Origin of the sequence: Flavobacterium zubiriense (assembly GCF_041729725.1) — a bacterium.
GTDB classification, from domain to species: Bacteria; Bacteroidota; Bacteroidia; order Flavobacteriales; family Flavobacteriaceae; genus Flavobacterium; species Flavobacterium zubiriense.
Genome location: NZ_JBCFQL010000012.1, coordinates 102,651 through 129,150 on the forward strand (window position 1 = coordinate 102,651; position 26,500 = coordinate 129,150).

Sequence of the window (26,500 nt, forward strand, 5' to 3'; positions counted from 1 at the left end):
TGTTCCCAATTTATAATCGAAAAACTTTAAAATTTAAAAAATGGCATCACACTTCGAAATAGAATTAGATAAACTTAAAAATGTAATTATCAAGATAGGTACTCTTGCCGAAAATCAATTGATTGAAGCGGTAAAAGCGTTGCTTTCTGAGCCTATGGCTGAGAAAAAAGAGGTTAAGAAAAACGAAGAAAAAATCGATAAATTAGATGTGAAAATTGATGAGATTTGTCAAACTATTTTTGCTTTACAACAACCTGTAGCTTCTGATTTGCGATTTATAATGGCTTCCATGCAAATTAGTAATGAAATTGAAAGAATAGGTGATTTAGCCATTAGTGTGATTAAAAATTCAAAAAACATTAAAGATAAACACGATTTGATTCTTAAATTTAATGTTGCAGAATTGGCGAAGCAAGTGGAGGAAATTACAAAAAAAATGAACCAATGTTTTTTAGATAGAAGTGAAACAACTATTGGAGAGATTTTTGTTTTAAATAATAGTATCAAAAAAGGAACTGACGATACCATTCATAATTTAATGAACGAAATGAAATCTAACTCAAAGGCTGTGGTTTCAGGAATGAATTTAGTAATGGTTTTGAAACATTTAGAGCGAATCTCAGAACATTGTACTAATATTGCTGAGCATATTCATTTTATGATTAAAGCTAAGATTATCAAACATGAAAAGTTTGATGATAAACAGTAGTAATTCGTAAGATGTTTTAAGTGATAAAAAAAACTAGGTTTTTCATAAGAAGAACCTAGTTTTTTTGTGTCTTTTTAGTTTTGAAAATGCAGTCGTTTAAACTTTTTTCAATTGGCTTTAAAAATGTATTTTGAACCGTATTTCATCTTTTTTAATTCCCTAACCCAAATATGCAATAAAAAAAAACTAAAATATGAAACAATAAATCTAATTCTTAGCTACGATTTTAAAAAAAACAAATAAAAACCTTAGGGCTTTTACTTAACTAAAAATAGAGAGCTTTCGACAAAATGTATTTTAATAAATCAATTAGCTAGTTTTGATAACTGTAGCCAAAATTCTTCTATCTTAAGAATCGCCTTTAAAAATTCATCCATGTCAATAGGCTTAACAACATAACTATTACTGTGATTTTCATAGGCAGCATTAATGTCTTTTTGAGCTGAAGAAGTCGTTAACATAATCACGGGAATTTTTTTTAGTATTTCATCGTGCTTAATTTGCTTTAAAACTTCATGGCCTCCAAATACAGGCATATTAATATCTAATAATATCAAATCTGGTTTTTCGGCATTGCTATATGTTTTTCTCTTAAAAAGAAAATCCAAAGCATCTCTACCATTTCTAACTACACTAATATTGGTTTTGATTTTACTTTCTTCAAAGGCTTCAAGCGTTAGGATAATATCTCCTTCGTTATCTTCAACTAATAGAATATGTACTGGTTTCATTTTATTTATGTATTTAAAAATAAACAATGATTTTTATTTGTCTCGTATTGAATCTTAATTCTACTTCAACAACAGGATCTTAAAATATTTTGAATAACAAGTATACTATTAAAACAAAAATTCCATTTTTATTACTTTTTGATCCCTATTTTCTCTTATCATCTTTAGGCAATGTAAAATAGAATATAGTGCCTTTATTCACTACGGATTCTAACCATATTTCACCACCCCAGGATTCTATATGTTTTTTGGCTATCGCTAAACCTATTCCTGTACCATTATATTCATCTCTATTGTGTAGCCGTTGAAAGATAATAAAAATTTTATTAAAAAATTGATCTGCTATTCCTATTCCATTATCTTTTATTACAAATAACCAGTGTTCTCCTTTATCCTCAAGTCTTAATTCAATAATAGGAGTAACATCCTCGAATGTATACTTAATTGCATTATCAAGCAAACAATGTAATGTTTGAATCAATGGAACTCTATACGCGTCAATTAGGGGTAAATCTGAAAAATTTATTAGTACAGATTTTTCAGAGATAACTTTCCTCCTAAGAATTTTATAATCGTCAATTATATCAATAATATTAACTATTTCTTTCTTTTCTTCAAATTTACCAGCTCTCGAATATTCTAATAAATCAAGAATAATCTGTTTCATTCTTTTAGCACCATCTGTTGCAAAACTTATATATTGATGTGCTTTTTCATCTAAAACGGGGCTGTATTTTCTTTCTAACAAATTCATAAAACTAGTTATCATTCGCAAAGGTTCTTGCAAATCATGTGAAGCTATAAAGGCAAACTGTTCTAATTGTTCATTACTAACTTCAAGCTCATGAGTATATTTTTTTAGGGAATTATTGGCTTCTTGGAGTTTAACTTCTTGGAGTTTTCTTTCTGAAATATCACTTGCAGCGCCTATCATTCGTGTCGCTTTTCCCTCTTTATTTCTTATAATTACAGCTCTATCAACAACAAAGGCATAAGTACCATCTGCTCGTTTGAACCGGTATTCACTTTTCCAATTTTGCGAATTAATATTTTCCTCTGTTTTTAAGATACTTTCCTGTACCGATTCAAGATCATCAGGATGCACATTTTCTATCCAAAATTGCATTGTAGGGGTGATTTTATCTACATCATAACCAAAGAGTTCTTTAAATCCAATTCCCCAAAATAAAGTATTCTCTTCTATTTTTAAATCCCAAATAGCGTCATTGGTTGCTTGGGTTACTTTCTCAAAACGTTCATTGGCTTGAAGCAAACGCACATCAGCCTTTTTTCTTAAGGTAACATCTTTAAAATAAACTGAAAGGCCATCTGGAGACGGATACACTGATACTTCAAACCACTTATTTAGAGTCTGATAATATTCCTCAAAACTGTTGTTTTTTTGTGTCTTTAGTGCTAAATGGTATTGGCGATAAAAGTCAGTATCTATGGCATCTGGATATTCTTCCCAAAGGTTTTTACTAATCATCGACTCCCTTTTTTTACCCAAAACATTTTCGGCTTCTTTATTCCAATAAGTTACAATCCAATCATTATCAAGCGCAAAGAAGGCGTCTCCAATGCTCTCTAAAATTTTATTTCTTTCTAAATAAGCTTTTTCCAGTTTTTCCTTAGCCTGTTTATGTTCGTCAATATTTTTAAAATAAGCCGAAATTCCACCGCTAGATGGGTAAGCATTAATCTCGTACCATTTTTCATCACCCGGAAAAAAATACTCAAAAGAGACTGATTCACCCGATTGTACCACCTGATGATAAATTTCTTCCAAAGGGGTATTTATAGCCTCCGGATACTCTTGCCATATATTTTTTCCTATTACATCGGTAGATTTTTTTTGAAGTAAGTTTTCTGCCTCTTTGTTAAAGTAAGTAAAATTCCAATTTTTATCAAGAGCGTAAAAGGCATCCGAGATACTTCCTAAAATTTCGCTTAATTGTAGTTGTAATGTTTTGGGCGTATGAATATCCTGAAAACTTCCATAAATTTTAACACACTTCCCTTTTATACGCTCACTTTTACCAATACACCTTACCCAGCGATCTTTGCCAGAAGTGGTAATGAGCAAAAGTTCTTCATCAAACTCTACTCCATCAGCAATCAATTTATCTACAACGTCTTGGACAACAACCCTGCTTTCTTCTGAGTAAAATTCAAACCCACCCGTTAATGACGGATTATAGTCTTCATCAACCTCTAATATTTGTTTGACAATTGGAGACCAATACATGGTGTCTTCATTTTGATTAATCAAATCAAGCTCCCAACTACCAATTTTAGCCATAGAAGTAGCTTGCTCTAATAATTCTTCGTTTTTTGTCTCACTGGTAATATCCAATATTAAAGAGTTAAAAACAATAGTGCCATCAGATAGAAATTCTGGTGCTCCATGACCAATATGGGTTCTTAATTCTCCATTTGGCATTACGTAGCGCCAGCGAGCTGTCCATTTATTAACATTCTTAATCGATTCTAAAATACTGAGTTGTACTTGTTCAAAATCGCCTCCTGCTTTAATATTATCCCAAATTAGATTGTTGTTATTCATTGGTAATTCTGGTTCATAACCCCATATTGCAACACTACCTTTGCTCACATATTTTAAGGCATCACTACCATCGGGGTTTATCACATACTGAAATACTACTCCTGGCACATTATCGGCCAGAGAATGAAGACGAATTTCAGCTTCCTTTATTTCATGAATATCTTGGAAACTACCATAGACACGAATACATTTTCCATCTACTAACTCGGCATCGCCAATTACACGCACCCAACGTTCATTATTTTTAGCGGTAACAAGTGCTGCTTCAAAATGGAATGATTTACCTTCAGAGATACAAGAGTCAATATTCTGCCTAATTCTTTCACGAAAATCTTTTCGATAAAAAAGGATACCTTTAACTAAATCTGGAACAAAGGTTTTGGGATCTGTTTCATGCAGCTTATGTACCATATCAGTCCAAAACATTTTGTTTTCAATCAAATCAATTTCCCAACTTCCTATTTTCGCTAAAGATGCAGTTTGTATATTGAGTTCGCTTAATTTTTTTTCATTTGTAATGTTTTTTGCTGTAGCATAAATCAAACCTTCTTCAATCTTAGAGTTACATACCCAACTTAACCAAACAATTTCTCCTTTTTTAGTAATGTATCGGTTTTCGAACTTAAAAGTAGTTTCACCAATTCCTAATTTCTGGACTTCTTGTGTATAAATATCTTTATCTTCTGGATGTACAAACTCATCAAAATAATGAAAAAGTAATTCTTCTTCTGCAAATCCCAAAAGTTCGCATCCAGCTTTATTCATTTTTACAAATCTTCCTTGAAAATCAGCCAAACAAATAATATCAGGAATAGCTTCAAATAAGTGCTTAAGACTAGACTCAAGTGATTTTCTATTCATTTCCGAACCTATAAAACTTTCTAATTCTTTAAAGACATCAACATACCGGTTCAATAAAGTACTTTGTTTGGTAGTGCCAAAAACCAATACACCTACAATTGAATCTTTAAACAATAATGGGATTCCTGAAACGGATCGAATACCTGCTTGTAATGCTGCCTCCTTCCTAACAAAAAAATCTTGACTTTCTTGTATATTCCAGATAGTAGGTTTTTTAGTTTCCCAAACTTGCCCCGTAAGACCTACACCTAATTTAATATGTTTGACCTCCTGTGAATGAAAATGAAACTTTATGGCAGCCTCAGAATTATCAAAATAACTGAGTAATTGAATATGCGAATTTTCCTGATTGGGAACCCAAACTTCTACAAAATCAAATGCTCCAAAAGCAGCAAATTTGGAACACAATTTGTACGTGGCACTTTTCAGGTCTGCTTCTTCATTAAAGATGAGACTAATTTGACTTAATAAATTTTGTTCTAACTCTCGATTCTTTTTTTTCGTTACATCCCGTTCTACTGCAATCCAATGAGTATACTCACCTTTTTCATTAGCTACAGGAGTTACAGAAAAATTATTCCAAAATTCTTCTCCATTTTTCTTGTAATTAATAGTTGTAATTTCACAAGATTCCCAGTTTTGAAGTGCCTTTTTTAATTTAGCAAGCTCTACCTTATCTGATTTAGGTCCTTGTAACATACGAGGACTTTTACCAATAACTTCATCAGCGGCATAGCCAGTCATTTTAGTAAATGCTTCATTAACATATACAATACGTGGTCCAGGGAAATCAAAAGGTTCGGCTTCTGTAATTAACACAGCGTCAGAGGTGTTAGTAATGACACTTTCTAATAGTTTAAGCCTTTGTACTTCTTGCCTCTCCTTAGTAATATCCCTCACTGTTCCTTCAAAAGCAATTGGCTCTCCATTTTTGTCTTTCACCAAACGCCCTAATTCATGCACCCATCTTATACTGCCATCTGGCAAAATAATTCTATGTACAAGATCATGTTCTCTCTCTCCTGAAAAAGAAATATTTTGTTCAAGTTCAAAAGTTTCCTTATCATCTGGATGAATAGTTTCAAAAAAACTCTCGTAATTTACTACAAAATCTGTTTTTAATCTTCCCCAAATAGTGTAAACTTCATCAGACCAAGAAAGTGTATTTGCATCCAATTCTAATTTCCAGTAACCTAATTTTGCAATAGCTGAAGCAGCTTTTAGCTTTTTTCTAGACTCTTTTAATTCTTTAATTTGTAATTCACGCTGCGTTACATCCTGACAAACAATAACTATACTTTTTCGCTCTTGAAACTCAACCTGATGTCCATTAATTTCTATTCGAACTCTTTCTCCATTCTTTTTTTTATGTGTAAAAATGCCAAAGAAAATAGTAGCCTCGTTCGAATCTAATTGTGAATGGACAATAAGCAGTTTTGAAATTTCTTCATACTGCGTTAAGTCTTTTATAGAAAGCCTTAAAAAATCCTCTCTATTATAGCCATATAAAGCTATAGCTGCTTGATTTATATCTAGAATTTTAAATGTCAACAGATCATACACCAAATTAGGTAAAGGATTAAAATAAAACAGAGTGCTATAATTATCTTTTTCTTTTTTCATCTTTTATTGTTTTTTACAGCTTCTTTATTAAAACTTACTTTTTTAAATTTGTTAAGTTGACTAATCTATTTTATAATATTTAGTATATAAAATTTAAAAATCCATACCATAAACTACTACTTTACGCAAATATTTGAATTTACAAAGTGGATGTCCTAGAAACAAATATAAAGATATCAGCATCAACATTTAATAAATTAATGTTGTTCTTTTATAAAAATGGTTAATTATTTTAGGAATAACAAAAAAATAATTTATCGAAAGTAAATGAATCTACACAGTAACAATGGAGTTAATTATGAGAAAAAAAATACACTAAAATAAATTATGATGATACAGGTAATTCATATAAATTTACTACATTTAGACGTAAGGTTGACTAAAATTATTTTATCTCATTATAAAAATCGCAAGCCAAATTGAAAATTTCCAATTGTTCAATTTTCCAATCAATAAATATCTAATGGAAGAAAGTTTAACTATATATAAATTTCTCATCGTAGAGGATAATCCGGGTGATTTCTTTTTAATAGAAGAATATCTAACAGAAAGCTTTAGTTTATTTTCATTAAAGATAGAAAATGCAAAAGATTTTGCTGAAGCAAAATCTTTTTTATCAGATCCATTGCAATGCTTTAATATGATCTTTTTAGATTTAACCTTACCTGATAAACAAGGAGAAGAACTCATAAAAAATATTTTACAGGAAGCTAAAGAAATTCCAGTAATTATACTTACTGGTTACAGTGAAATTGAATTTAGTATTCGATCTTTACAGCTTGGTGTTGCAGATTATTTAAGCAAAGATGAATTAAATACTACATTACTCTATAAAAGTGTACTATATAATATTGAGAGAAAAAGAAAAAAAATGGAATTAGAAGAGTCTAAAAAACTCTATAGTGATTTGTTTCATTTAAGTCCAATTCCTATGTGGGTTTATGATATGGAAACACTCTGTTTTTTAGATATCAATCAAGCTGCCGTTAGTCATTATGGCTATACCTCAGATGAATTTTTATCAATGACAATTAGAGATATTAAGCCAACTCAGGAAATGGAGAAAATGAACTTAGTATTAAAAAACAAAGGAACATTATTTAAAGATAAATTCAAACATATCAAGAAAGATGGCACTCTAATAGACGTAGAAATAGAAAGTAGTTGTATCGATTTTTTGGGTCGTAAGGCAAAATTAGTATTAGCTAATGATATTACTGAAAAAAACAACTATTTAGAAACGATTGAAAATCAAAATCAAAATTTAAAAGAAATTGCACGTATTCAATCTCATGTTGTCCGTGCTCCTGTAGCGCGAATTTTAGGTTTATTAAACTATATAGAAGAATACGATTTGAATGATGATGAAAAAAAATTCTTTCAAGAGAGTATAAAAGTATCTATTTTAGAATTAGATGAAATCATAAAAGATATAACTAATAGAACAAATTTATAATACAGGAAATAGATTATTTTAAAGAAATAGATTGCAAAAATATTACGATTTATTTCACCATTTTAACTTAGAGACTTTTAAACCTTATTCTATGATAAATTTATCGAAACCAGACTTTGAAAGAATCATGATTATTGATGATAATCAAATTGATCTCTATATAATTTCTAAATTAATTTCTAAAAATAACTTTTGTGAAAATATTTTAGAGTACAATTCTGCTCAAAAAGCACTTAACTATATTGTAGAAAATCAAGAGAACAGTAGCTTAATGCCGCAAATCATTTTTCTTGATATCTATATGCCTGTAATGGATGGTTTTGAATTCTTAAAAAAGTATAAAAAGCTTTTTAAAAATGCTAACCAAAAATGCAAAATAGTAATGGTTTCTTCATCAATAGATCATAATGATATATCCCGTGCAAAATCTGACAAGAATGTAGTGTTATTTGCCACAAAACCAATAAACAAGAAATTATTTGATGATGTGGTTGCTCTTGAAAACAGACATTAAAAACCACTACTCATTTTAGAACTTTACACATTTTTTCATTCGGGAATAGTTGTTCATTGTTTTTTAAACTATAAATCATCGACTGCTCTTGTAAAAAATGCAGATTACTTTTTTTAATTTATCACACACTAACTCGGTATTTTTTGAGTTTTTTCAATAGTTCATGAATTTTTACTTGCTAGCGTGTTAGTTTTATATTTCCTTTCCCAGGAAAAATGCCTTTCCCAAACTCCTCGAACTCTTTGCGCTATTTATACAGCTAATCCTATTTCTCTGGCGAATTCAGATATATTTGTTCATTCATAACTCAATTGGACTATTTTCTCATTAAACGCTTTGTCGTAATCTTTTCGGAATTGTTACTTAGTAAAAATTAAGATTATTTCTTAACTTTATATGATGCCTCATTTAGCATATCCAGTTTGTTTTTGTTTAATAAAAAAACTTTGAATATTTCCGGCCAATTCAAATCGGATTTTATTTCAGAAAGTCCTTTGTAGTTATTGATTTCATCTAAATTTTTAATAGTAAATAGGTTTTGTTCGATATAAGGAACAAGACCTTCTTTTTTTAATTTTTTAGCTAAATATTCTTGTTCGTATTGCCCTGGAGTAGGAATAAAAAAAGCTTTTTTATTGAGTTTTGAGAGATCCATAATAGAAGTATATCCTGAACGGCAAACAATAATATTACTTTCGTTCAATGCTTGTTCCAGCTGACGGCTGTGCATAAAATTGTAAAAAGTAACATGGTCTGTTTGTTCTTTTTTCTGCTCTTTTTCTATAATTCCTTTTATAAAAAGAATGTTACCATTGTAAAGTTTAATTTCTTTTTTCAATTTCTCTTCCAGCATTCCCCGTTGTGGTTCAGGACCGGAAAGTATGATCATTAAATCATATTTTTTGACCACTTTTTTAGGATTCATTCGGCTCAACGGGCCAATGTATTTGATGTTTAAGTCAGGGTTTTTTAAATGACTTAATTCACCCGCTAAATTAGGCGTTCCAAGGGTGTCTGGAACCCAGCATTCCGTAAATTTTTTTATAATATTTTGATGCAACAAACTAGTTATCCAAGTGGTGTTACCAGTCATAACATTAAGTTGATGTGTAATAAATACCGAGGGTATTTTTTTACTGAATACGCCAAGTCTGTTGTCTGAAATGATGCCGTCTATATCATGTTTTTTTACCCATTTTTTAACTAATCTTTTTTCTTCTAAAATGGCTTCAATCATTCTAGGACAATTCTTGAGTAGTTTCCATTTAAAATATTTGCCATTTTTAGCATATTCTATTTCGTATGAGGGCAATTCAAGGAATTTTAGATACGGAAATTCTTTTTTTAATAAGTCCAAAGCAATTCCGTCCGAAGCTATGATGGGGATAAAATTATTCTCTTGCAGTGCTTTGATAATGGGAACGCATCGTGTGGCATGACCTAACCCCCAATTTAATGGAGCGACTAAAATAGTTTTACTAGGAGTGTTTAAATTCATTTTTTTTAATCGTTTGAAACGATAAAAATAGTTAAACAAAGTTTTTATTAATGAGCTTATGAATTATCAAACTATTAAGTTATTATTTCCTAATCTAATTATCAATCTTGGATTGGATTTTAGACCATGGAGAAGTAAAAATAATCTTTTTTTAGTTCCCTTTCCTTTGGAGAGTCCCGAAACTTCGGGAGAGGTGAGGCAAAAAAAAGACACTATGTTTAATGTAAAACACAGTGTCTTTTAGAAAATATATAAAAAACGTTTAGTTTTCTTTGGTTACAATCTGCATCGTTTCAGTGCCTAACTGTTTTAGGAGTACTGTTTTTCCTTCAACAACGGTTTGAGCAGCAGTGTCGTTAAAATGTCTAATGGTGTATAAAGTAACATTTTCGTTGTAGCCTACTTTGAATTTTTTAGATAAAATAGCAAGGAGGTCTTTATAGTTACCAAACTTGTCTTCCACACACACGGAGAAACTAATAGCCGAGTTTTGAATTAAGTTTACCTTAATTTTAAATTCGTGGAATAAAGCAAAAATTTCGCTGATATTTTCTTCCATAATGAATGAAAAATCGATGGAAGAAAGCGAAATTAATAATTGTTCTCTTTTTACAATAAAACAAGGCATAAATGGTTCTAACGCCGCTCCTTTGCTCACTACAGTTCCTTTTAATAAAGGATTAATAAAGGATTTTACGTGTAAAGGAATTTCCTTTTTTTGTAGTGGTTGCAATGTTTTTGGGTGAATAACCGTTGCGCCATAAAAAGCTAATTCGATGGCTTCTCTATAAGATATTTGGTTTAACAAACTAGCGTTTTCAAAGTATCTTGGGTCAGCATTCATTACTCCAGGAACATCTTTCCAAATAGTAACACTTTCGGCATTCAGGCAATAAGCAAAAATAGCTGCAGTATAATCGGATCCTTCACGACCTAAAGTAGTAGTAAAATTATTTTCGTCAGAACCCAAGAATCCTTGCGTAATGTTTAGAACTTTCGATTTGAAATTGCTGGCAATATTTTTTTGAGTTAATTCCCAATCTACTTCTGCATCTCTATAATTAGCGTTTGTTTTAATATAATTACGCACATCAATCCATTCGGTTTTAATACCCATGAAACTCATAAAACGACTTAAAATTGTTGTCGAAATCAACTCACCATAACTTACAATTTGGTCGTAAACAAAATTATAATTTGGAGATTTGTTATGGGATAAGAAATATTCTAAATCCGTAAAAAGATTGTTTACAGCTTCAAATACTTCATGTTTATCATCTTCAAATAAATCTAATAAAATTTGATTGTGGTATTTTTTTATTTCTTGTACTGATGCATTCAGTTCAGCCGATTTATCGAAATAGTTTTTGATTACTAATTCCAGTGCATTAGTAGTTTTCCCCATTGCCGAAACCACTAATAATACATCTTCGTAACCTGCTTTTTGTAAAACGTCGTACACGTTTCTTATTCCAGCTGCATCTTTTACAGAAGCACCACCAAATTTAAATACTTTCATATTTTATATTTCTAATATTGTTTTAATCTATTTTTTATAAAATCATCAATTCCTGCTTCATCCATTTGAGCCACATGCCACTCTTTCAGGACTTTTGCTCCTGTTTTTTCATAAAAATCAATGGCAGCTGTGTTCCAGTCTAGTACATTCCAATCGATTCTTTTTACCTTGTCTTTTTTAGCCTGTTTGATAATTTCAGTATACAAAGCATAACCAATTCCTTTACCTCGCATATTGCTTTTGACTACCAAATCTTCAAGGTGGATTGTTTTTCCTTTCCAAGTAGAATAACGGTAATAATAAAATGCAATACCCACAATTTCTTTTGTGTCTTGATTATTATTTGTTTCCAATTCTACTTCGGCAACAAAAACATGAAACAAGGGTTGGGTGCCAAAACCATCTCTTATCAAATCGTCTACTGTAATTTTGACAGCATCAGGTTCTTTTTCAAAATCGGCTAATTCTTGAATTAAGCTTAGAACTGCCTTCATGTCTTCTTTTTGACCAACTCTAATATTCATAAATTCATATAATTAAGCCTGTAAATTTATTAATAAACGTACTTAAAATTCTATAACACTACAAATCCTTAGCAAATATACAATACTGACAAACTAAGTAAGTTTTATTGAGTCATTATCACAAAAAAAACGATATTTGTGACTTCAAATTCAAATTATATCGATTTCGTAATGGAAGAAAGCAGTAAAACCCTAGGAGAATTTATTATTGAAAATCAAAAGGCATTTCAATATTCATCAGGTGAATTATCTCGAATCATCAATTCAATACGTTTAGCCGCAAAAGTGGTGAGTTATAAAGTAAATAAAGCGGGCTTAATTGATATTACAGGAGCAGCAGGTGAACAAAATATTCAAGGAGAGGATCAGCAAAAATTAGATGTGTATGCAAATGAAGTTTTTATTCAAACTTTAAAAAACCGTGAAATTGTTTGCGGAATTGCATCCGAAGAAAATGATGATTTTATTACTGTTGAAGGAAACGATAAAGGACATAAAAATAAATATGTGGTTTTAATGGATCCTTTAGACGGTTCGTCTAATATTGATGTGAATGTTTCGGTAGGAACAGTTTTCTCGGTTTACAGACGTGTCACTCCTGTGGGAACGCCAGTTACAATAGAAGATTTTTTGCAACCAGGAACCATGCAGGTTGCTGCGGGATATGTAATCTACGGAACATCAACTATGTTAGTTTATACAACAGGTCATGGTGTAAATGGTTTTACTTTAAACCCAGCCATAGGTACTTTTTACCTTTCGCATCCTGATATGAAATTTTCTAAAGATGGACATATTTATTCCATCAACGAAGGAAATTACATTCAGTTTCCTCAAGGAGTTAAAGATTACATTAAATATTGCCAATCTGAAGAAGAAGACAGACCCTATACATCAAGATATATTGGTAGTTTAGTTTCGGATATTCATAGAAACATGATAAAAGGTGGAATTTATATTTATCCAACAAGTTCTAAGGCGCCTAAAGGAAAATTGCGATTATTGTACGAATGCAACCCATTGGCATTTATTGCTGAACAAGCAGGAGGAAAAGCATCAGATGGATTTAAAAGAATAATGGAAATTAAACCTACTGAATTGCATGAACGTGTGCCGTTTTTCTGTGGAAGTTACAATATGGTAACTAAAGCAGAAGAATTCATGCTAAAGGCAAGTAAATAGTCTTAAAAATGCTAAAAGTAAAAAGCTCTTGAATTAATATTAATATCAAGAGCTTTTTGTGTTATAATAATAAGTAAATTACTTGTGCATGTTTTGCATTTCGTATGCAAAAGTATCAAAATCTACTTTTTTGTCTACTAGTGATAAGGCTTTTGCAACAATATAATTAACGTTACCTGGTGTAAATCCTAAACCAACTGCAATTTTCTTTAAAAGCACTTCTTGTTTGTCACCTAATTGGTGATCCACGTGAACCATTCTAGCTAAATCATACAAACGCTCGATTCTTTGAGTGTACAAATAAGGAGGATTGATGGGGTGAATCGCTGGATTTTCTAAAATTTCTTCATATTCTGAAGGAGCAATTTCAAGTTTTGTGGCTAATTTGTCCAAGAAACCTTTTTCTTCAGCAGATACAATACCATCAGCTAGAGCAATACGAACAATTGCAGAGAAATGACCTTTATTTCTTTGTTTAAATTCGCTATCAAATAAATCTGAAAATGACATAATTATTGTGTTTTTTTATTCGACAAATATAATTCAATTTTTAAATTATTAATTTTCTTTTGAATTTTATTTAACGAGATATGCTAAATAATACGAATGCTTTTTCGTTTAAGTTCAATAGCTCTGCTATAATTAAAAATTGTTCTAAGGATTTACCAAATTGGATAGAGAGGTTTCAAAATTAATCGTAAGTTTACATTCCTTTATCAATAAAATAGCATAATGATGTCCCAATTTTTAATCTACTTTCAATTAGGATTAAAACATATTTTAAATATCTATTCCTACGACCATATTTTGTTTTTAATTGCACTCGCAATTCCGCTTTCGTTTAAAGACTGGAAACGAATTTTAGTACTGGTCACCACATTTACTCTTGGTCATACTGTGGCTTTGTTATTGTCAATTTACGGTATTATTGCAGTTAAAGTGGCTGTAGTTGAATTGTTAATTCCGTTTACAATTTTAATAGTCGCCTTGTTTCATCTTTTTACAGCAGGGAAATCAGGCAAGAAAGAAAGTGTCAATTTAGTTTTCTTTATTACGCTTTTCTTTGGAATTATTCATGGTTTAGGGTTTTTGAATACTTTTAATTCCATTCACCGCGGAACGTCAATTTCTAAGTTGCTAGCTGTATTAGAATTTGCGTTAGGTATAGAAGTGGGGCAGTTAGTGGTGGTTTTTATTGTTTTAATTATAGCTTATATTGTTCAAACCGTTTTTAGATTTTCTAAAAGAGATTGGACATTGGTTATGTCAGCATTTATTATTGGAGTAGTTTTGCCAATTATTATAGGAAATAAAATTTGGTTACGATAAATTATGGAACAAAGAAAATTAAATAAATACGATAAAGCCTATCTCCGTATCGCTAAGGAATGGGGGCTTTTGTCTTACTGCAAACGCAAACAAGTAGGAGCTATTATTGTAAAAGACAGAATGATTATTTCCGATGGATATAATGGAACGCCTTCTGGCTTTGATAATTGCTGCGAAGACGAGGAAGGTTTAACCAGATGGGATGTTTTGCATGCCGAAGCCAATGCGATTCTTAAAGTAGCAAGATCCACTCAATCCTGTGAAGGAGCAACACTTTATATTACGCTTTCTCCTTGTAAAGAATGTAGCAAATTAATTCATCAATCTGGGATTAAAAGAGTGGTGTATCAAAACGGTTATCGAGACGATTCCGGAATTCAATTTTTAAAAAAAGCAGGTGTAATTGTGGATCATATTCCAGAATTAGAAGAAAAAAGTGAAAATAAATTATAAGTACATACCCATTTATATTAGTGTTATTCTGGTTATAGGAATTTTTATTGGTGGATCGTTGCAGTTTTTTAATCAAAACGATTTTTTGGTAACCAATAGTTCTAAAGCAAAACTCAATCAGCTAATCGATTTTATAGACAATGAATATGTTGATGATTTAGATACAGATTCTATTGTCGATAATACAGTCGATACTATTTTAGCGCAATTAGATCCGCATTCGGTTTATATTCCGCCAAGTGAACAACTAGAAGTTGCTGAAAACATGAAAGGCGATTTTGTGGGCATTGGTGTGCGTTTTTATGTTTTTAAAGATACGGTTGCCATTATTCAATCTATAGAAAATGGCCCTTCGGCAAAAGCGGGAATCAAACCCGGAGACCGAATTTTATATGCCGATGGGACAAAATTATTCGGACGAAAACTACCAACAGATTCGTTATTTACAAAACTGAAAGGAAAAGAAGGTTCTAAAGTAGTTTTGACTGTTTATAGAAAATCTGAAAAGAGAAATATTACATTTACCATAAAACGTGGCGTTGTTCCGCTTAAAAGTGTTGATGTTGGTTTGATGTTAAATTCGACTACAGCTTACATTAAAATCAATCGTTTTGCAGAGACAACCTATAAGGAATTCAAATCTAATTTAACCCAACTTAAAAATCAAGGTGCGAAATCATTAGTGATCGATCTTCGTGATAATGGAGGCGGTTACATGGAAGAAGCCATTGCTATTGCAGACGAATTGTTGTCTGATAAAAATTTGATTGTTTTTACAAAAAATAAAAAAGGAAGAGTCGATAAAACATTTGCTACTAAAAAAGGCGATTTTGAAAGTGGTAGATTATTCATTTTAATCAATGAAAATTCGGCTTCAGCCAGCGAAATTCTTGCAGGTGCTGTTCAGGATAATGACAGAGGAACTATTGTGGGGCGACGTTCGTTTGGAAAAGGATTGGTACAACGCGAAATGGATTTTAACGATGGATCTGCTGTTCGTTTGACTGTAGCTCGCTATTATACGCCAACAGGAAGGTCTATTCAAAAGCCTTATGTTAAAGGAGCCGAGCACTATTTTAAAGAATCCGAATTGCGTTTTAGAAATGGAGAATTGTATGATAAAGACAGTATAAAAATAGCAGATACTTTGAAGTTTAAAACGCCAAAAGGGAGAATTGTCTACGGCGGTGGCGGAATTGTTCCAGATGTTTTTGTGCCAATCGAATTTGAAAATGCCGATGAAGCAACGGCTTATTTAATGGAATCGGGTATTTTAGGAAATTTTGTTTTCGAACAATTGGATAAAAATAGAAATATTTTTAAAGATCTTTCCTTTGAACAATTTTTAAATAAGATGAATGCAACAGATTTGTATTTTAATCTTTTCGAAAAATTTATTTCGAAACATGTTAATGGAATTCGATTAGAACAAAGCAAATCAGTGGTAAAACGATATATCAATGCAGAATTTGCAAAACAATTGTACGATGAAAAAGCGTATTATGATATTGTTTTGAAAGAGGATGTTATGCTTAAAAAGGTGTTGCATAAAAAATAACAAACTTGTTCTTTTTGTCGAATTGTAACAATGTTGTGCTTTGTTTTTTAGAGAAGCTGTTTTGTTTATCGAATGCTATCGTGAGCGTGAGTTTGCGTTCCGTCATTCCATAAAGTAAGTATATCAGTGGCAACAGCAGCACCGCTTCCAGCGGCAATGGCAAGCTGACTTCTCCATCCGGCTAATGTTCCAATAACGTAAATGCCTTCGGCGACCAAGTGGTCGTTGTTTTTTAATTGTATTCTTTGTTTTTCAGGAAGTGCTTTTTGATGCGGAATTACATATTGCATTAATCCTTCGATTGCAAATGTATTTGCTGATCCAATGCCTATTACAATCGCTTTAGTTTTGTAACTATTTTTATTAGTAACTATTGTAAAGTTATCAGCTTCCCCTTCAATACCTAGTACTTTTTCGTTTTGAATTTGTGTAATGTGAGGATACGTTTGATTTAGGTGTTCGATACTTTCGCTAAGTAATTCAGAGCCTAATTTCCCCGCAGGAATTCCGTAAGCATTATTGAATAAGGCGTCTTGTAGAGAGGAAGCTTTTTGATGTGAAAATATCCCGATTTTTTTATCAGACACAAAACTTTTGTTTTTGGCTGAGCCAAGAACTAATGCGCATGACATTCCCGAAACTCCACCACCAATGATTAGAACGTCAAACATAGTTTATTGTTTGTCGTTCATTTTACCTTCTATTTTTTTAGACATTCTAAAAATCACTAGAATTAATATGGCACAACAAGAAGCAGCAATTCCAATAAAAGCTACTGCATTGTCTCCGCCAAATAGATTCTTAAAATCCAATTGAGTGATGTTGAAAATAACAAGAGCTGCTGCTAGAAACACTAAGATGTTAGTAAAGATTTTCATGATATTTATTTTGACTTGTAGTTTTTAAAAAAGGAATCTGTTTCTTGATTCAGGGTGTTGTATAAAAATTCAGATTGTTGCTACAGGCTAAATTATGGGGTAAAATTATGAAAAAATAGTTTAGAGCAATAACCCTTTAACATTAGAGACTTATAATTTAACAGCAAAAGATTAAATCCTTGGCTTAAGATGTTGATTTTTAATTTTTTATAATTTTTTTTGAAGTTTTAATTACCAAGTATAGTTTGGTTTTGTGTTTCTGTTCTCTTACTTTAGTTAAAGTATGATAAAAGCAACTTTGCTTGATAATGGAAGTTTTGGTTTGATTATCTTTGCATTTTATAAATTAGACTAACACAACCCATGTTTCAATTAGGAAAAACTATAGTTTCAGAAGACATTTTAGAAAAAGAATTTGTTTGTAATTTATCGGCTTGTCATGGTGCTTGTTGTGTTGATGGAGATGCTGGAGCGCCTTTGAGTGAAGAAGAAACTAAAATTTTGGAAGAAATATATCCTAAAGTGAAACCTTTTTTACGAAAAGAAGGAATTGCTGCAATTGAAGCTCAGGGTACTTGGGTAAAAGGAACGGATGGTGATCTGGAAACTCCATTAATTGACAATAAGGATTGTGCTTATGTGATTTTTGATGGAAAAACCGCTCTTTGTGGTGTGGAGCAAGCCTACAATCAAGGGATTGTTGAGTGGAAAAAACCAGTTTCTTGTCATTTGTACCCTATTCGAGTAAAAGACTTTACTGAGTTTGCAGCGGTTAATTATGACAAATGGGATATTTGTGATGATGCCTGTTCTTTAGGTAAAGAATTAGAAGTTCCAGTGTATAAATTTGTCAAAGAAGCTTTAGTGAGAAGGTTTGGTGAAGATTGGTATTTAGAGTTGGAACTTGTTGCTCAAGAATGGGGAAAAATAAAGAGAAAATAAAACATTTTTTTTCTTGTTTTCTAGTATTAAAAGTCTATATTTTACGGAGTTTTACAACGTTTTCGAATTTTTAATTAATTGATATTAAGTGAGTTAATTAGTATTCTAAAATGAAGTCTGTTTTTAAAATTTGTTAAAAACTAGAAGCTATTGTGAATAAGTTTGGCTTTTAATTCCCGCAATATTTCACAATCTTTGTAAAGCTTCAAAAAGCAAAAAATATCCTTAAATCTCATTAAAATAAAAATAGCAATGTCGCAAATTGAACCCATTTTACAGGAGAATAAAAACCGTTTCGTAATTTTTCCAATTAAACACCATGATATCTGGGAGTTTTATAAAAGTATGGAGGCTAGTTTTTGGACGGCTGAAGAAATTGATTTATCACAAGATTTAAATGACTGGAATAACAAGTTGAGTGATGACGAAAGATATTTCATCAAACATATTTTGGCTTTTTTCGCAGCTTCAGATGGAATTGTAAATGAAAATTTAGCAGAGAATTTTGTGAATGAAGTTCAGTATGCTGAAGCTAAATTTTTCTATGGTTTCCAAATCATGATGGAAAACATTCATAGCGAAACCTACTCGTTATTGATTGATACCTATGTTAAAGATGAAGTTGAAAAAGATGAATTATTCAATGCATTAGAAGTTTTTCCAGCGATTAAGAAAAAAGCGGATTGGGCTTTAAAATGGATTGATTCTGATTCGTTTGCAGAACGTTTAATTGCTTTTGCAGCAGTAGAAGGGATTTTCTTCTCAGGAGCATTTTGTTCTATTTATTGGTTAAAAAAACGTGGTTTGATGCCAGGATTGACTTTTTCTAACGAATTAATCTCTCGTGACGAAGGAGTACACTGTGATTTTGCAGTGCATTTGCACAACAATCACTTGGTTAATAAAGTGTCTAAAGAAAGAATCAGAACGATTATTGTAGACGCATTGAATATTGAAAGAGAATTTATCACAGAGTCGCTTCCTGTGAGTTTGATAGGAATGAATGCTGTCTTGATGACGCAATATTTAGAGTTTGTTGCCGATAGACTTTTAGTGGAATTAGGTTGCGAAAGAGAATACAATACAGCAAATCCATTTGATTTTATGGATATGATTTCGTTGCAAGGAAAAACGAATTTCTTTGAAAAGAAAGTAGCTGAATACCAAAAATCAGGTGTGATGAATACGGATAATGATGCTCAAAAAATTTCTTTTGACGCTGATTTTTAATTAGAACACTGATTTCCTAGCCCCGATAGCAGTGAAATTGAAAATCATCGAATACAGATGAAAATAAATACCAATGAGATAAATCCTTTTGTTTTTTTTCTTTAAAAAAATAAAAGATTGAAACGGATAGCGGGATTAGCTTCAAATAAAAATTGGAATGCCGGGATTAGTTTCCCAAAACAAATTAACAAATACCCAAAAAATAGAAAAGGGATTTTTTATTTTTTAAAAACAATCGAGCTTATGTATGTAATTAAAAGAGATGGTCACAAAGAACCAGTAATGTTTGACAAAATCACAGATAGAATTAAAAAACTATGCTATGGTTTGAATGATTTGGTAGATGCGGTTAAAGTGGCAATGCGTGTTATTGAAGGACTTTACGACGGAGTTTCGACATCAGAATTAGATAATTTAGCGGCAGAAACAGCTGCGTCAATGACTATTGCGCATCCTGATTATGCTCAATTAGCAGCTCGAATTGCTATTTCTAATTTACATTCGAATACTAAAAAATCGTTTTCTGAAACGATGGACGAAATGTATCATTATGTAAATCCAAGAAATGGACAAAAAGCACCTTTGTTATCCGAAGAAGTACACAGAGTAATACAAGAAAATGCGGCTTTTTTAAATTCGCACATTATATATAACAGAGATTTTAACTACGATTATTTTGGTTTTAAAACATTAGAACGATCGTATTTATTAAAAATAAACGGAAAAATTGTAGAGCGTCCACAACACATGTTGATGCGTGTTGCTGTTGGGATTCACTTAGACGATTTAGATTCCGTGTTAGAAACCTATGACTTGATGTCTAAAAAGTTCTTTACGCATGCAACGCCTACGTTGTTTAACTCAGGAACACCAAAACCTCAGATGTCTTCTTGTTTCCTTTTGGCAATGAAAGATGATAGTATAGATGGAATTTATGATACTTTAAAGAATACAGCCAAAATCTCTCAATCAGCAGGTGGAGTAGGACTTTCTATCCATAACGTTCGTGCTACAGGTTCTTACATTCGTGGCACAAACGGAACTTCAAACGGAATTGTTCCAATGTTAAGAGTGTTTAACGATACGGCACGATATGTAGATCAAGGTGGTGGAAAGCGTAAAGGTAGTTTTGCTATTTATATCGAAACTTGGCATGCTGATATCTTTGAATTCTTAGATTTGAAAAAGAATACCGGAAAAGAAGAAATGCGTGCCAGAGACTTATTCTTTGCCATGTGGACATCGGATTTATTCATGAAGCGTGTACAAGAAAATGGATACTGGACGTTAATGTGTCCTAACGAATGTCCTGGCTTGTATGATGTATATGGTGAAGAATTTGAAGCCTTATATACAAGTTACGAGAAAGCGGGTAAAGGAAGAAAAACCATCAAAGCTCACGAATTATGGGAGAAAATCCTGGAATCACAAATTGAGACTGGAACACCATATATGTTGTACAAAGATGCAGCCAACCGTAAATCGAACCAAAAGAATTTAGGAACGATTCGTTCGTCTAACTTGTGTACCGAGATTATGGAGTACACTTCGGCCGATGAGGTAGCGGTATGTAACTTGGCTTCGCTTTCGTTACCAATGTTTGTGGAAAACGGTGTTTTTGACCATGAAGCTTTATTTAATGTGACTAAACGAGTAACTAGAAACTTAAATAAAGTAATTGATAGAAATTACTATCCTGTAATAGAAGCAGAAAATTCTAACTTACGCCACCGTCCTATTGGTCTTGGTGTTCAAGGTTTAGCAGATGCTTTTATCATGTTGCGTTTGCCTTTTACATCAGATGAGGCTAAGAAATTAAATCAAGAAATTTTTGAAACCTTATACTTTGCTGCCGTAACTGCTTCGATGGAAATGGCAAAAGAAGAAGGTCCTTATTCTACATTTGAAGGTTCGCCAATGTCTCAAGGAGAATTCCAACATAATTTATGGGGAATTCAAGATGAAGAATTATCGGGTCGTTGGGATTGGGCTTCATTGAGAAAAGAAGTAGTGAAAAATGGTGTTCGTAACTCATTGTTAGTAGCGCCAATGCCTACTGCTTCTACTTCGCAAATTTTAGGAAACAACGAAGCATTCGAACCATATACTTCTAATATTTACACAAGACGAGTACTTTCGGGTGAATTTATTGTTGTAAATAAACATTTATTGCACGATTTAGTGGAGCGTGGATTGTGGAACGAAAGTTTGAAACAAGAACTAATGCGAAATAACGGTTCGGTTCAAGACTTAAACATCCCGCAAGATTTGAAAGAATTGTACAAAACGGTTTGGGAAATGTCAATGAAAGACATTATCGACATGTCACGTCAGCGTGGTTATTTTGTAGATCAATCGCAATCGTTGAACTTGTTCATGCAAAATGCCAATTATTCTAAATTGACATCAATGCATTTCTATGCTTGGCAATCAGGATTGAAAACTGGAATGTATTATTTGAGAACAAAAGCAGCCGTTGATGCCATCAAATTTACATTGAACAATGATAAAAAAGAACAACCTGTTGCCGAAGCGGTAAAAACAGATTCTATTGATGTTAACGAATACAAAGCCATGATTCTACAAGCTCAGGCAGGTGGTCCAGAGGATTGCGAAATGTGTGGAGCGTAATCTAAAATAAAGTAAATAAAATAAAGAGAAACAGCTGTCAATTTTGATAGCTGTTTCTTTTTAGAGTTATTCCTACTTCAACTGGCGCTAAAAACGATTCGTTTTTAAACTTAAATTTGCTTAAATTTGTGGTAGATAAAACTAATTCAGGTGATTATGGAAATTAAAAATTTATCCAAGTACAGTAATGCAGAAAAAATTGTTCTGGCAGAACAATTATGGGACAGTGTTTCTAAAAATGATTTGGAAATTTCTGATGAGGTGAAAAAAGAATTAGACATTCGAATACAAAATTTAGAAGAGGGTAAAACGGAATTATACACTTGGGATGAGGTGAAAAATCATTTGAAAACCATTAGATAGTGTGTAAAATTCATTTCACTAAAGAAGCACTGTTTGATATTGAAGATATTGTTCTTTGGTACGAAGAACAAAGAGCGGGGCTTTCTTATGATTTTGAACTTTGTCTAGAAGCAGGAATTGATGCTGTTTTGAGAAATCCAGATGCATTTCAGAAAAGACATAAAGACATAAAAATTAGATTCATTTCTCGGTTTCCTTATGGGATTCACTATAGGTTTAAAAAAAATGAAATTATTGTTATTGGAATTTTTCATACTTCCCGTTCTCCAAAAAATTGGTTAAAAAGATTAGGATTGTAAATTTAAATTGAATCGGTTTTTATATATCTAAAAAGTATAGAGTTTGTTTTAAAAATAGTTTTGAACGGATTTTTTTTTATTTGTAATAACCATTATAAAGCTTGTTTTTCTCTCGGTTTTTAGCGTATAATTTACTATATTTGAGATAGTTCATTATTTATTAATGCAAAAAAATGGAAGCTATGAAAAACGAAGGATTTACAATAACAGATGATTTACAGGCAAGCCAACTCCAGCGTTTTCTTAATCTAATCATTGATTTATTATTTATTTATATTCTAGTGTTAAGTTTAGGAACTACTATTATTTTGGTTGCTTTGTCAGTTGGAAATTTTGAGCTTTCAAATTGGGTAGAAAATTTAAGTATTGTTGAAATTGGTTTTTATACCGCGATAGTTTCCTTTTTGTATTATTATAGTACCGAGGTGTATTTTTCTCGCACTATTGCTAAATTGTTAACCCATACCATTGTTGTCAATGCTGATGGAACGAAACCTTCAAAAAGAAGTGTTTTTATTCGAAGCTGTTGTCGTTTTATTCCTTTTGAAGCTTTTACTTTTTTAAGAAAAAATGGATTGGGTTTGCACGATGTATATTCTAAAACATTTGTGGTTAGAAAGGCTAAATTAGAAAACAATAAAAAAGAATTTTTAAAGATTCAAGAAATTAGTAATTCTTAAGTTAGGCAACTATTTGAAAATCAAAATATTTTGTAATTTTGCAATTTAATTTTTATCATTATGGATATCGCAGTCGAAAAGAAAAATATAGTTCAATGGATTCAAGCAATTGATGATGAAAAGATTATTGAAAAAATTCTAAGTTTTAAAGAAAAAAACGAGGTTCTGTTTTTCGAAAATCAGTTAATTCAAAAAGGATTGAACGATGTTTCATCAGGAAATGTTAGTTCTCATGAAGAGGTTAAAAAACGTTTTGAAGCAAAATTTGCTAAAAAATGAAAATAGTCTGGACTAAAACTTCTGAGTTAACTTTAGATGAAATTATAGAATACATTAAAAATAAATTTGGAAATTTAGTCGCTGGAAAATATTATTTTGATGTTTTAAAAACGGTAGAAGATATTGGAACAAATCCTGAATTATTTCCAATTTACCAACATAAATCGGAAATGAGGAAAGCAGTAATTAACAAAAAGACTATTTTGTATTATCAAATTCAAGAAGAAAATATTAATCTCTTAGCATTTTATGATGTTCGAAGAGGAATACATAAGTTATGATTTTAAATGAGAAACCCTAGTAAATATTAGATTTGCTAGGGTTTTTTAATTATAAATGTTTATATTAAACTGTTGCAGGATTTTCTACGGCAACGCGCATTTCTTTAGCAGCAGCAACCATTTCGATTAACGCTTTTTTGGTTTCGTCCCAATGTCTTGTTTTTAAACCACAATCAGGATTCACCCAAAGTTGGTCAACAGGAACAACAGCCGAGGCTTTTTCCAACAAATGCACCATTTCATTTCGTGACGGAACTCGTGGCGAGTGGATGTCATAAACTCCTGGGCCAATTTCGTTCGGGTATTTGAAATCGGCAAAGACATCCAACAATTCCATTTGAGAACGCGAACATTCAATCGTGATTACGTCGGCATCCATATCGGCAATATTTTGAATAATGTCGTTGAATTCGCTGTAACACATGTGCGTGTGAATTTGTGTGTCGTCTTTTACACCCGAAGCCGAAATTCTAAAGGCTTTTATTGCCCAATCCAAATAGTTTGCCCATTCTTCTTTGCGTAATGGCAATCCTTCACGAATAGCCGGCTCGTCAATTTGAATGATTTTGATTCCTGCTTTTTCTAAATCGACAACTTCATCACGAATCGCCAAAGCAATTTGAGTGCAGGTTTCAGAACGCGGCTGATCGTTACGCACAAATGACCATTGCAAGATAGTAACTGGTCCGGTCAACATTCCTTTTACCCATTTTGGCGTAAGCGATTGTGCAAATTGAGCCCATTTTACAGTCATAGGTTTTGGACGCGAAACATCACCATAAATAACGGGAGGTTTTACACAACGGCTACCATAACTTTGAACCCAACCGTTTTTGGTAAACGTAAATCCATCCAATTGTTCTCCGAAATATTCCACCATATCATTGCGTTCAAATTCTCCGTGAACCAAAACATCGATTCCGGTTTCTTCTTGAAAACGGATGGTTTCTTCGGTTTCTTTTTGCAATAAATTATCGTATTGTTGCTGGTTTAATTCTCCTTTTTTAAACTTCGCTCTCCAACTTCTTACTTCAGTCGTTTGCGGAAAAGAACCTATTGTTGTCGTTGGAAACAAAGGAAGATTTAAGGCGTCAACTTGTTTTTTTCTTCGAATGGCAAACGGATTTTCTCTTTCATCATCGCCAGTTGTGATGCTCGCTACACGATTTTTAACTTCGTCATTGTGAATTAATTTTGAAGTTTTACGGTTTTCATTGGCAATCGTATTTTGTTGAAATGAAACCGAGTCATCCAAGCTTACTTCCTCTAAAGCAAAATTCTGTAGCAATACGATTTCTTCTATTTTTTGTTTGGCAAAAGCCAACCATTGTTTGATTTCAGGTGTCAATGTAGCATCATTGGTTTCTAAATCCAAATCGCAAGGACTGTGAATCAGTGAACAGGAGGGAGCAATTAGGATTCGGTTTTTACCCAACGCATCGGTCGCTTTTTGAATTAATGCCAGAGATTTTTTGAAATCATTTTTCCAGATGTTTCTTCCGTCAACAACGCCAAGAGAAAGATTTACGTTTTCAGCTAATTTTCCAGATTCTAAAATATCATCCAATTGAGAGGAACAACGCACTAAATCCAAGTGTAAAGTATGAACTGGCAAAGCCAAAACGGTTTCCAAATTCTCTCCAAAACAATCAAAATAATTAGCCAAGATTATTTTTAAAGAAGGGAAATTTTTATTGATTTCATTGTAAACATAAGTAATCGCACTGCGTTCTTTGTCTGTCAAATTCAAGGCTAAAAATGGCTCGTCTAACTGAATATATTCGGCTCCTTCGTTTTGCAAAGCGTTTAGAATTTCAAAATAAACGGGTAAAACTTTTTCAATCAAATCAATTCTATGAAAGCCATCGCCTTTCTCTTTTCCAAGTAATAAATAAGAAACAGGCCCAATTAGAACAGGTTTTGTTGTGATTCTCAATTTTTTTGATTCCACAAATTCGTTGACTATTTTGGTTGAAAACAATTCAAATTTTTGGTTTTTTGTGAATTCAGGAACAATGTAATGGTAATTGGTGTCAAACCATTTGGTCATTTCCATCGCTACCACGTCTTGTCCTTCTTTTTGTGAACCTCTTGCCATTGCAAAATACAAATCTAAAGCAGAATTAGTTTTGGCAATTTCGCTGTAACGATTTGGAATGGCTCCCAAAGTAAGTGTTAAATCCAATACCTGATCGTAGAAAGAAAAATCATTAGAAGGGATTAAATCGATTCCTGTTTTGGCTTGTAATTGCCAGTTTGTTGCACGTATGTTTTTTCCAACTTCCAGTAATTCATCGGCAGTGATTTTTCCAGCCCAATACAATTCGCTGGCTTTTTTTAGTTCTCTATTACTGCCAATTCTTGGGTAACCTAAATTATTTGTTTTCATATTTA

General features: G+C 32.0%; 25 protein-coding genes. 16 read left to right on the forward strand and 9 right to left on the reverse strand.

Annotation, left to right across the window (positions count from 1 at the left end):
* The first annotated feature begins 40 nt into the window (after positions 1-40).
* The gene (gene phoU / locus AAGV28_RS12055) at positions 41-709 is read left to right on the forward strand and encodes a phosphate signaling complex protein PhoU (protein WP_373407061.1); all 669 of its coding nucleotides are present in this window, start codon (positions 41-43) and stop codon (positions 707-709) included.
* Between the two features lie 305 nt (positions 710-1,014).
* Here phoU and AAGV28_RS12060 read toward each other — a convergent pair whose 3' ends face one another.
* Both AAGV28_RS12060 and AAGV28_RS12065 read right to left on the reverse strand, forming a co-directional pair.
* Entirely contained in the window at positions 1,015-1,440 is a 426-nt protein-coding gene (locus AAGV28_RS12060; protein WP_373407062.1) for a response regulator, read from the reverse strand.
* A gap of 145 nt (positions 1,441-1,585) precedes the next feature.
* Entirely contained in the window at positions 1,586-6,490 is a 4,905-nt protein-coding gene (locus AAGV28_RS12065) for a PAS domain S-box protein (protein ID WP_373407063.1), read from the reverse strand.
* Positions 6,491-6,953: 463 nt separating this feature from the next.
* Between AAGV28_RS12065 and AAGV28_RS12070 the strand changes: the two genes are divergently transcribed.
* Together AAGV28_RS12070 and AAGV28_RS12075 are read left to right on the forward strand one after the other, a co-directional pair.
* Positions 6,954-7,946 carry a response regulator gene (locus AAGV28_RS12070; RefSeq protein ID WP_373407064.1) on the forward strand — a complete coding sequence of 331 codons (993 nt, stop codon included), beginning with the start codon at positions 6,954-6,956 and terminating at the stop codon, positions 7,944-7,946.
* Positions 7,947-8,037: 91 nt separating this feature from the next.
* A complete protein-coding gene (locus AAGV28_RS12075; protein ID WP_373407065.1) occupies positions 8,038-8,460 on the forward strand; it encodes a response regulator in 423 nt (140 codons plus the stop codon).
* A 379-nt stretch (positions 8,461-8,839) separates the two neighbouring features.
* Here the strand turns inward: AAGV28_RS12075 and AAGV28_RS12080 are convergent, their stop codons facing one another.
* Positions 8,840-9,958 carry a glycosyltransferase gene (locus AAGV28_RS12080; protein WP_373407066.1) on the reverse strand — a complete coding sequence of 373 codons (1,119 nt, stop codon included), beginning with the start codon at positions 9,956-9,958 and terminating at the stop codon, positions 8,840-8,842.
* 58 nt (positions 9,959-10,016) lie between these two features.
* Here AAGV28_RS12080 and AAGV28_RS12085 point away from each other — a divergent pair, with 58 nt between their 5' ends.
* Positions 10,017-10,202: a hypothetical protein gene (locus tag AAGV28_RS12085; RefSeq protein ID WP_373407067.1), complete on the forward strand. Its 186-nt coding sequence runs from the start codon at positions 10,017-10,019 to the stop codon at positions 10,200-10,202.
* An 18-nt stretch (positions 10,203-10,220) separates the two neighbouring features.
* Here the strand turns inward: AAGV28_RS12085 and AAGV28_RS12090 are convergent, their stop codons facing one another.
* Together AAGV28_RS12090 and AAGV28_RS12095 are read right to left on the reverse strand one after the other, a co-directional pair.
* Complete coding sequence (locus AAGV28_RS12090; protein WP_373407068.1) at positions 10,221-11,477, reverse strand: aspartate kinase; 1,257 nt, start codon at positions 11,475-11,477, stop codon at positions 10,221-10,223.
* 11 nt (positions 11,478-11,488) lie between these two features.
* On the reverse strand, positions 11,489-12,001 hold the full coding sequence (locus AAGV28_RS12095; RefSeq protein ID WP_373407069.1) for a GNAT family N-acetyltransferase: 513 nt from the start codon (positions 11,999-12,001) through the stop codon (positions 11,489-11,491).
* Positions 12,002-12,172: 171 nt separating this feature from the next.
* Between AAGV28_RS12095 and fbp the strand changes: the two genes are divergently transcribed.
* Positions 12,173-13,183 (forward strand): class 1 fructose-bisphosphatase, encoded by a 1,011-nt coding sequence (gene fbp, locus AAGV28_RS12100; RefSeq protein ID WP_373407105.1) that lies wholly within the window; start codon positions 12,173-12,175, stop codon positions 13,181-13,183.
* A 78-nt stretch (positions 13,184-13,261) separates the two neighbouring features.
* Here the strand turns inward: fbp and AAGV28_RS12105 are convergent, their stop codons facing one another.
* Complete coding sequence (locus tag AAGV28_RS12105) at positions 13,262-13,693, reverse strand: TerB family tellurite resistance protein (protein WP_373407070.1); 432 nt, start codon at positions 13,691-13,693, stop codon at positions 13,262-13,264.
* A gap of 225 nt (positions 13,694-13,918) precedes the next feature.
* On the opposite strand from AAGV28_RS12105, the gene AAGV28_RS12110 reads away from it, so the two are divergent.
* The 3 genes from AAGV28_RS12110 to AAGV28_RS12120 are packed head-to-tail and all read left to right on the forward strand — an operon-like array spanning position 13,919 to position 16,523.
* Positions 13,919-14,512 (forward strand): HupE/UreJ family protein, encoded by a 594-nt coding sequence (locus AAGV28_RS12110; RefSeq protein ID WP_373407106.1) that lies wholly within the window; start codon positions 13,919-13,921, stop codon positions 14,510-14,512.
* Between the two features lie 3 nt (positions 14,513-14,515).
* Positions 14,516-14,965, forward strand: coding sequence for a deoxycytidylate deaminase (locus AAGV28_RS12115; protein ID WP_373390659.1), 450 nt, complete (start codon positions 14,516-14,518; stop codon positions 14,963-14,965).
* Positions 14,949-16,523: a S41 family peptidase gene (locus tag AAGV28_RS12120; RefSeq protein WP_373407071.1), complete on the forward strand. Its 1,575-nt coding sequence runs from the start codon at positions 14,949-14,951 to the stop codon at positions 16,521-16,523. The genes AAGV28_RS12115 and AAGV28_RS12120 overlap by 17 nt, the downstream gene beginning before the upstream one ends.
* Before the next feature lie 65 nt (positions 16,524-16,588).
* Here AAGV28_RS12120 and AAGV28_RS12125 read toward each other — a convergent pair whose 3' ends face one another.
* Together AAGV28_RS12125 and AAGV28_RS12130 are read right to left on the reverse strand one after the other, a co-directional pair.
* A complete protein-coding gene (locus AAGV28_RS12125) occupies positions 16,589-17,194 on the reverse strand; it encodes an FAD-dependent oxidoreductase (protein ID WP_373407072.1) in 606 nt (201 codons plus the stop codon).
* Positions 17,195-17,197: 3 nt separating this feature from the next.
* The gene (locus tag AAGV28_RS12130; RefSeq protein ID WP_373407073.1) at positions 17,198-17,401 is read right to left on the reverse strand and encodes a hypothetical protein; all 204 of its coding nucleotides are present in this window, start codon (positions 17,399-17,401) and stop codon (positions 17,198-17,200) included.
* Between the two features lie 363 nt (positions 17,402-17,764).
* On the opposite strand from AAGV28_RS12130, the gene AAGV28_RS12135 reads away from it, so the two are divergent.
* The 8 genes from AAGV28_RS12135 to AAGV28_RS12170 all read left to right on the forward strand — a co-directional run bounded on the left by AAGV28_RS12135 (position 17,765) and on the right by AAGV28_RS12170 (position 24,106).
* Positions 17,765-18,343 carry a DUF3109 family protein gene (locus tag AAGV28_RS12135; protein ID WP_373407074.1) on the forward strand — a complete coding sequence of 193 codons (579 nt, stop codon included), beginning with the start codon at positions 17,765-17,767 and terminating at the stop codon, positions 18,341-18,343.
* 252 nt (positions 18,344-18,595) lie between these two features.
* Positions 18,596-19,573, forward strand: coding sequence for a ribonucleotide-diphosphate reductase subunit beta (locus AAGV28_RS12140; protein ID WP_373407075.1), 978 nt, complete (start codon positions 18,596-18,598; stop codon positions 19,571-19,573).
* A gap of 243 nt (positions 19,574-19,816) precedes the next feature.
* Entirely contained in the window at positions 19,817-22,204 is a 2,388-nt protein-coding gene (locus tag AAGV28_RS12145; RefSeq protein WP_373407107.1) for a ribonucleoside-diphosphate reductase subunit alpha, read from the forward strand.
* A gap of 156 nt (positions 22,205-22,360) precedes the next feature.
* Entirely contained in the window at positions 22,361-22,567 is a 207-nt protein-coding gene (locus tag AAGV28_RS12150) for an addiction module protein (protein WP_373407076.1), read from the forward strand.
* Positions 22,567-22,866 carry a type II toxin-antitoxin system RelE/ParE family toxin gene (locus AAGV28_RS12155; RefSeq protein ID WP_373407077.1) on the forward strand — a complete coding sequence of 100 codons (300 nt, stop codon included), beginning with the start codon at positions 22,567-22,569 and terminating at the stop codon, positions 22,864-22,866. The genes AAGV28_RS12150 and AAGV28_RS12155 overlap by 1 nt, the downstream gene beginning before the upstream one ends.
* 182 nt (positions 22,867-23,048) lie before the next feature.
* Entirely contained in the window at positions 23,049-23,546 is a 498-nt protein-coding gene (locus tag AAGV28_RS12160; protein WP_373407078.1) for an RDD family protein, read from the forward strand.
* A gap of 60 nt (positions 23,547-23,606) precedes the next feature.
* Entirely contained in the window at positions 23,607-23,825 is a 219-nt protein-coding gene (locus AAGV28_RS12165) for a hypothetical protein (protein ID WP_373407079.1), read from the forward strand.
* Positions 23,822-24,106, forward strand: coding sequence for a type II toxin-antitoxin system RelE/ParE family toxin (locus AAGV28_RS12170; RefSeq protein WP_373407080.1), 285 nt, complete (start codon positions 23,822-23,824; stop codon positions 24,104-24,106). The genes AAGV28_RS12165 and AAGV28_RS12170 overlap by 4 nt, the downstream gene beginning before the upstream one ends.
* 64 nt (positions 24,107-24,170) lie before the next feature.
* On the opposite strand, the gene metE is transcribed toward AAGV28_RS12170, so the two are convergent.
* Positions 24,171-26,495: a 5-methyltetrahydropteroyltriglutamate--homocysteine S-methyltransferase gene (metE, locus tag AAGV28_RS12175; protein WP_373407081.1), complete on the reverse strand. Its 2,325-nt coding sequence runs from the start codon at positions 26,493-26,495 to the stop codon at positions 24,171-24,173.
* Between the last annotated feature and the right edge of the window lie 5 nt (positions 26,496-26,500).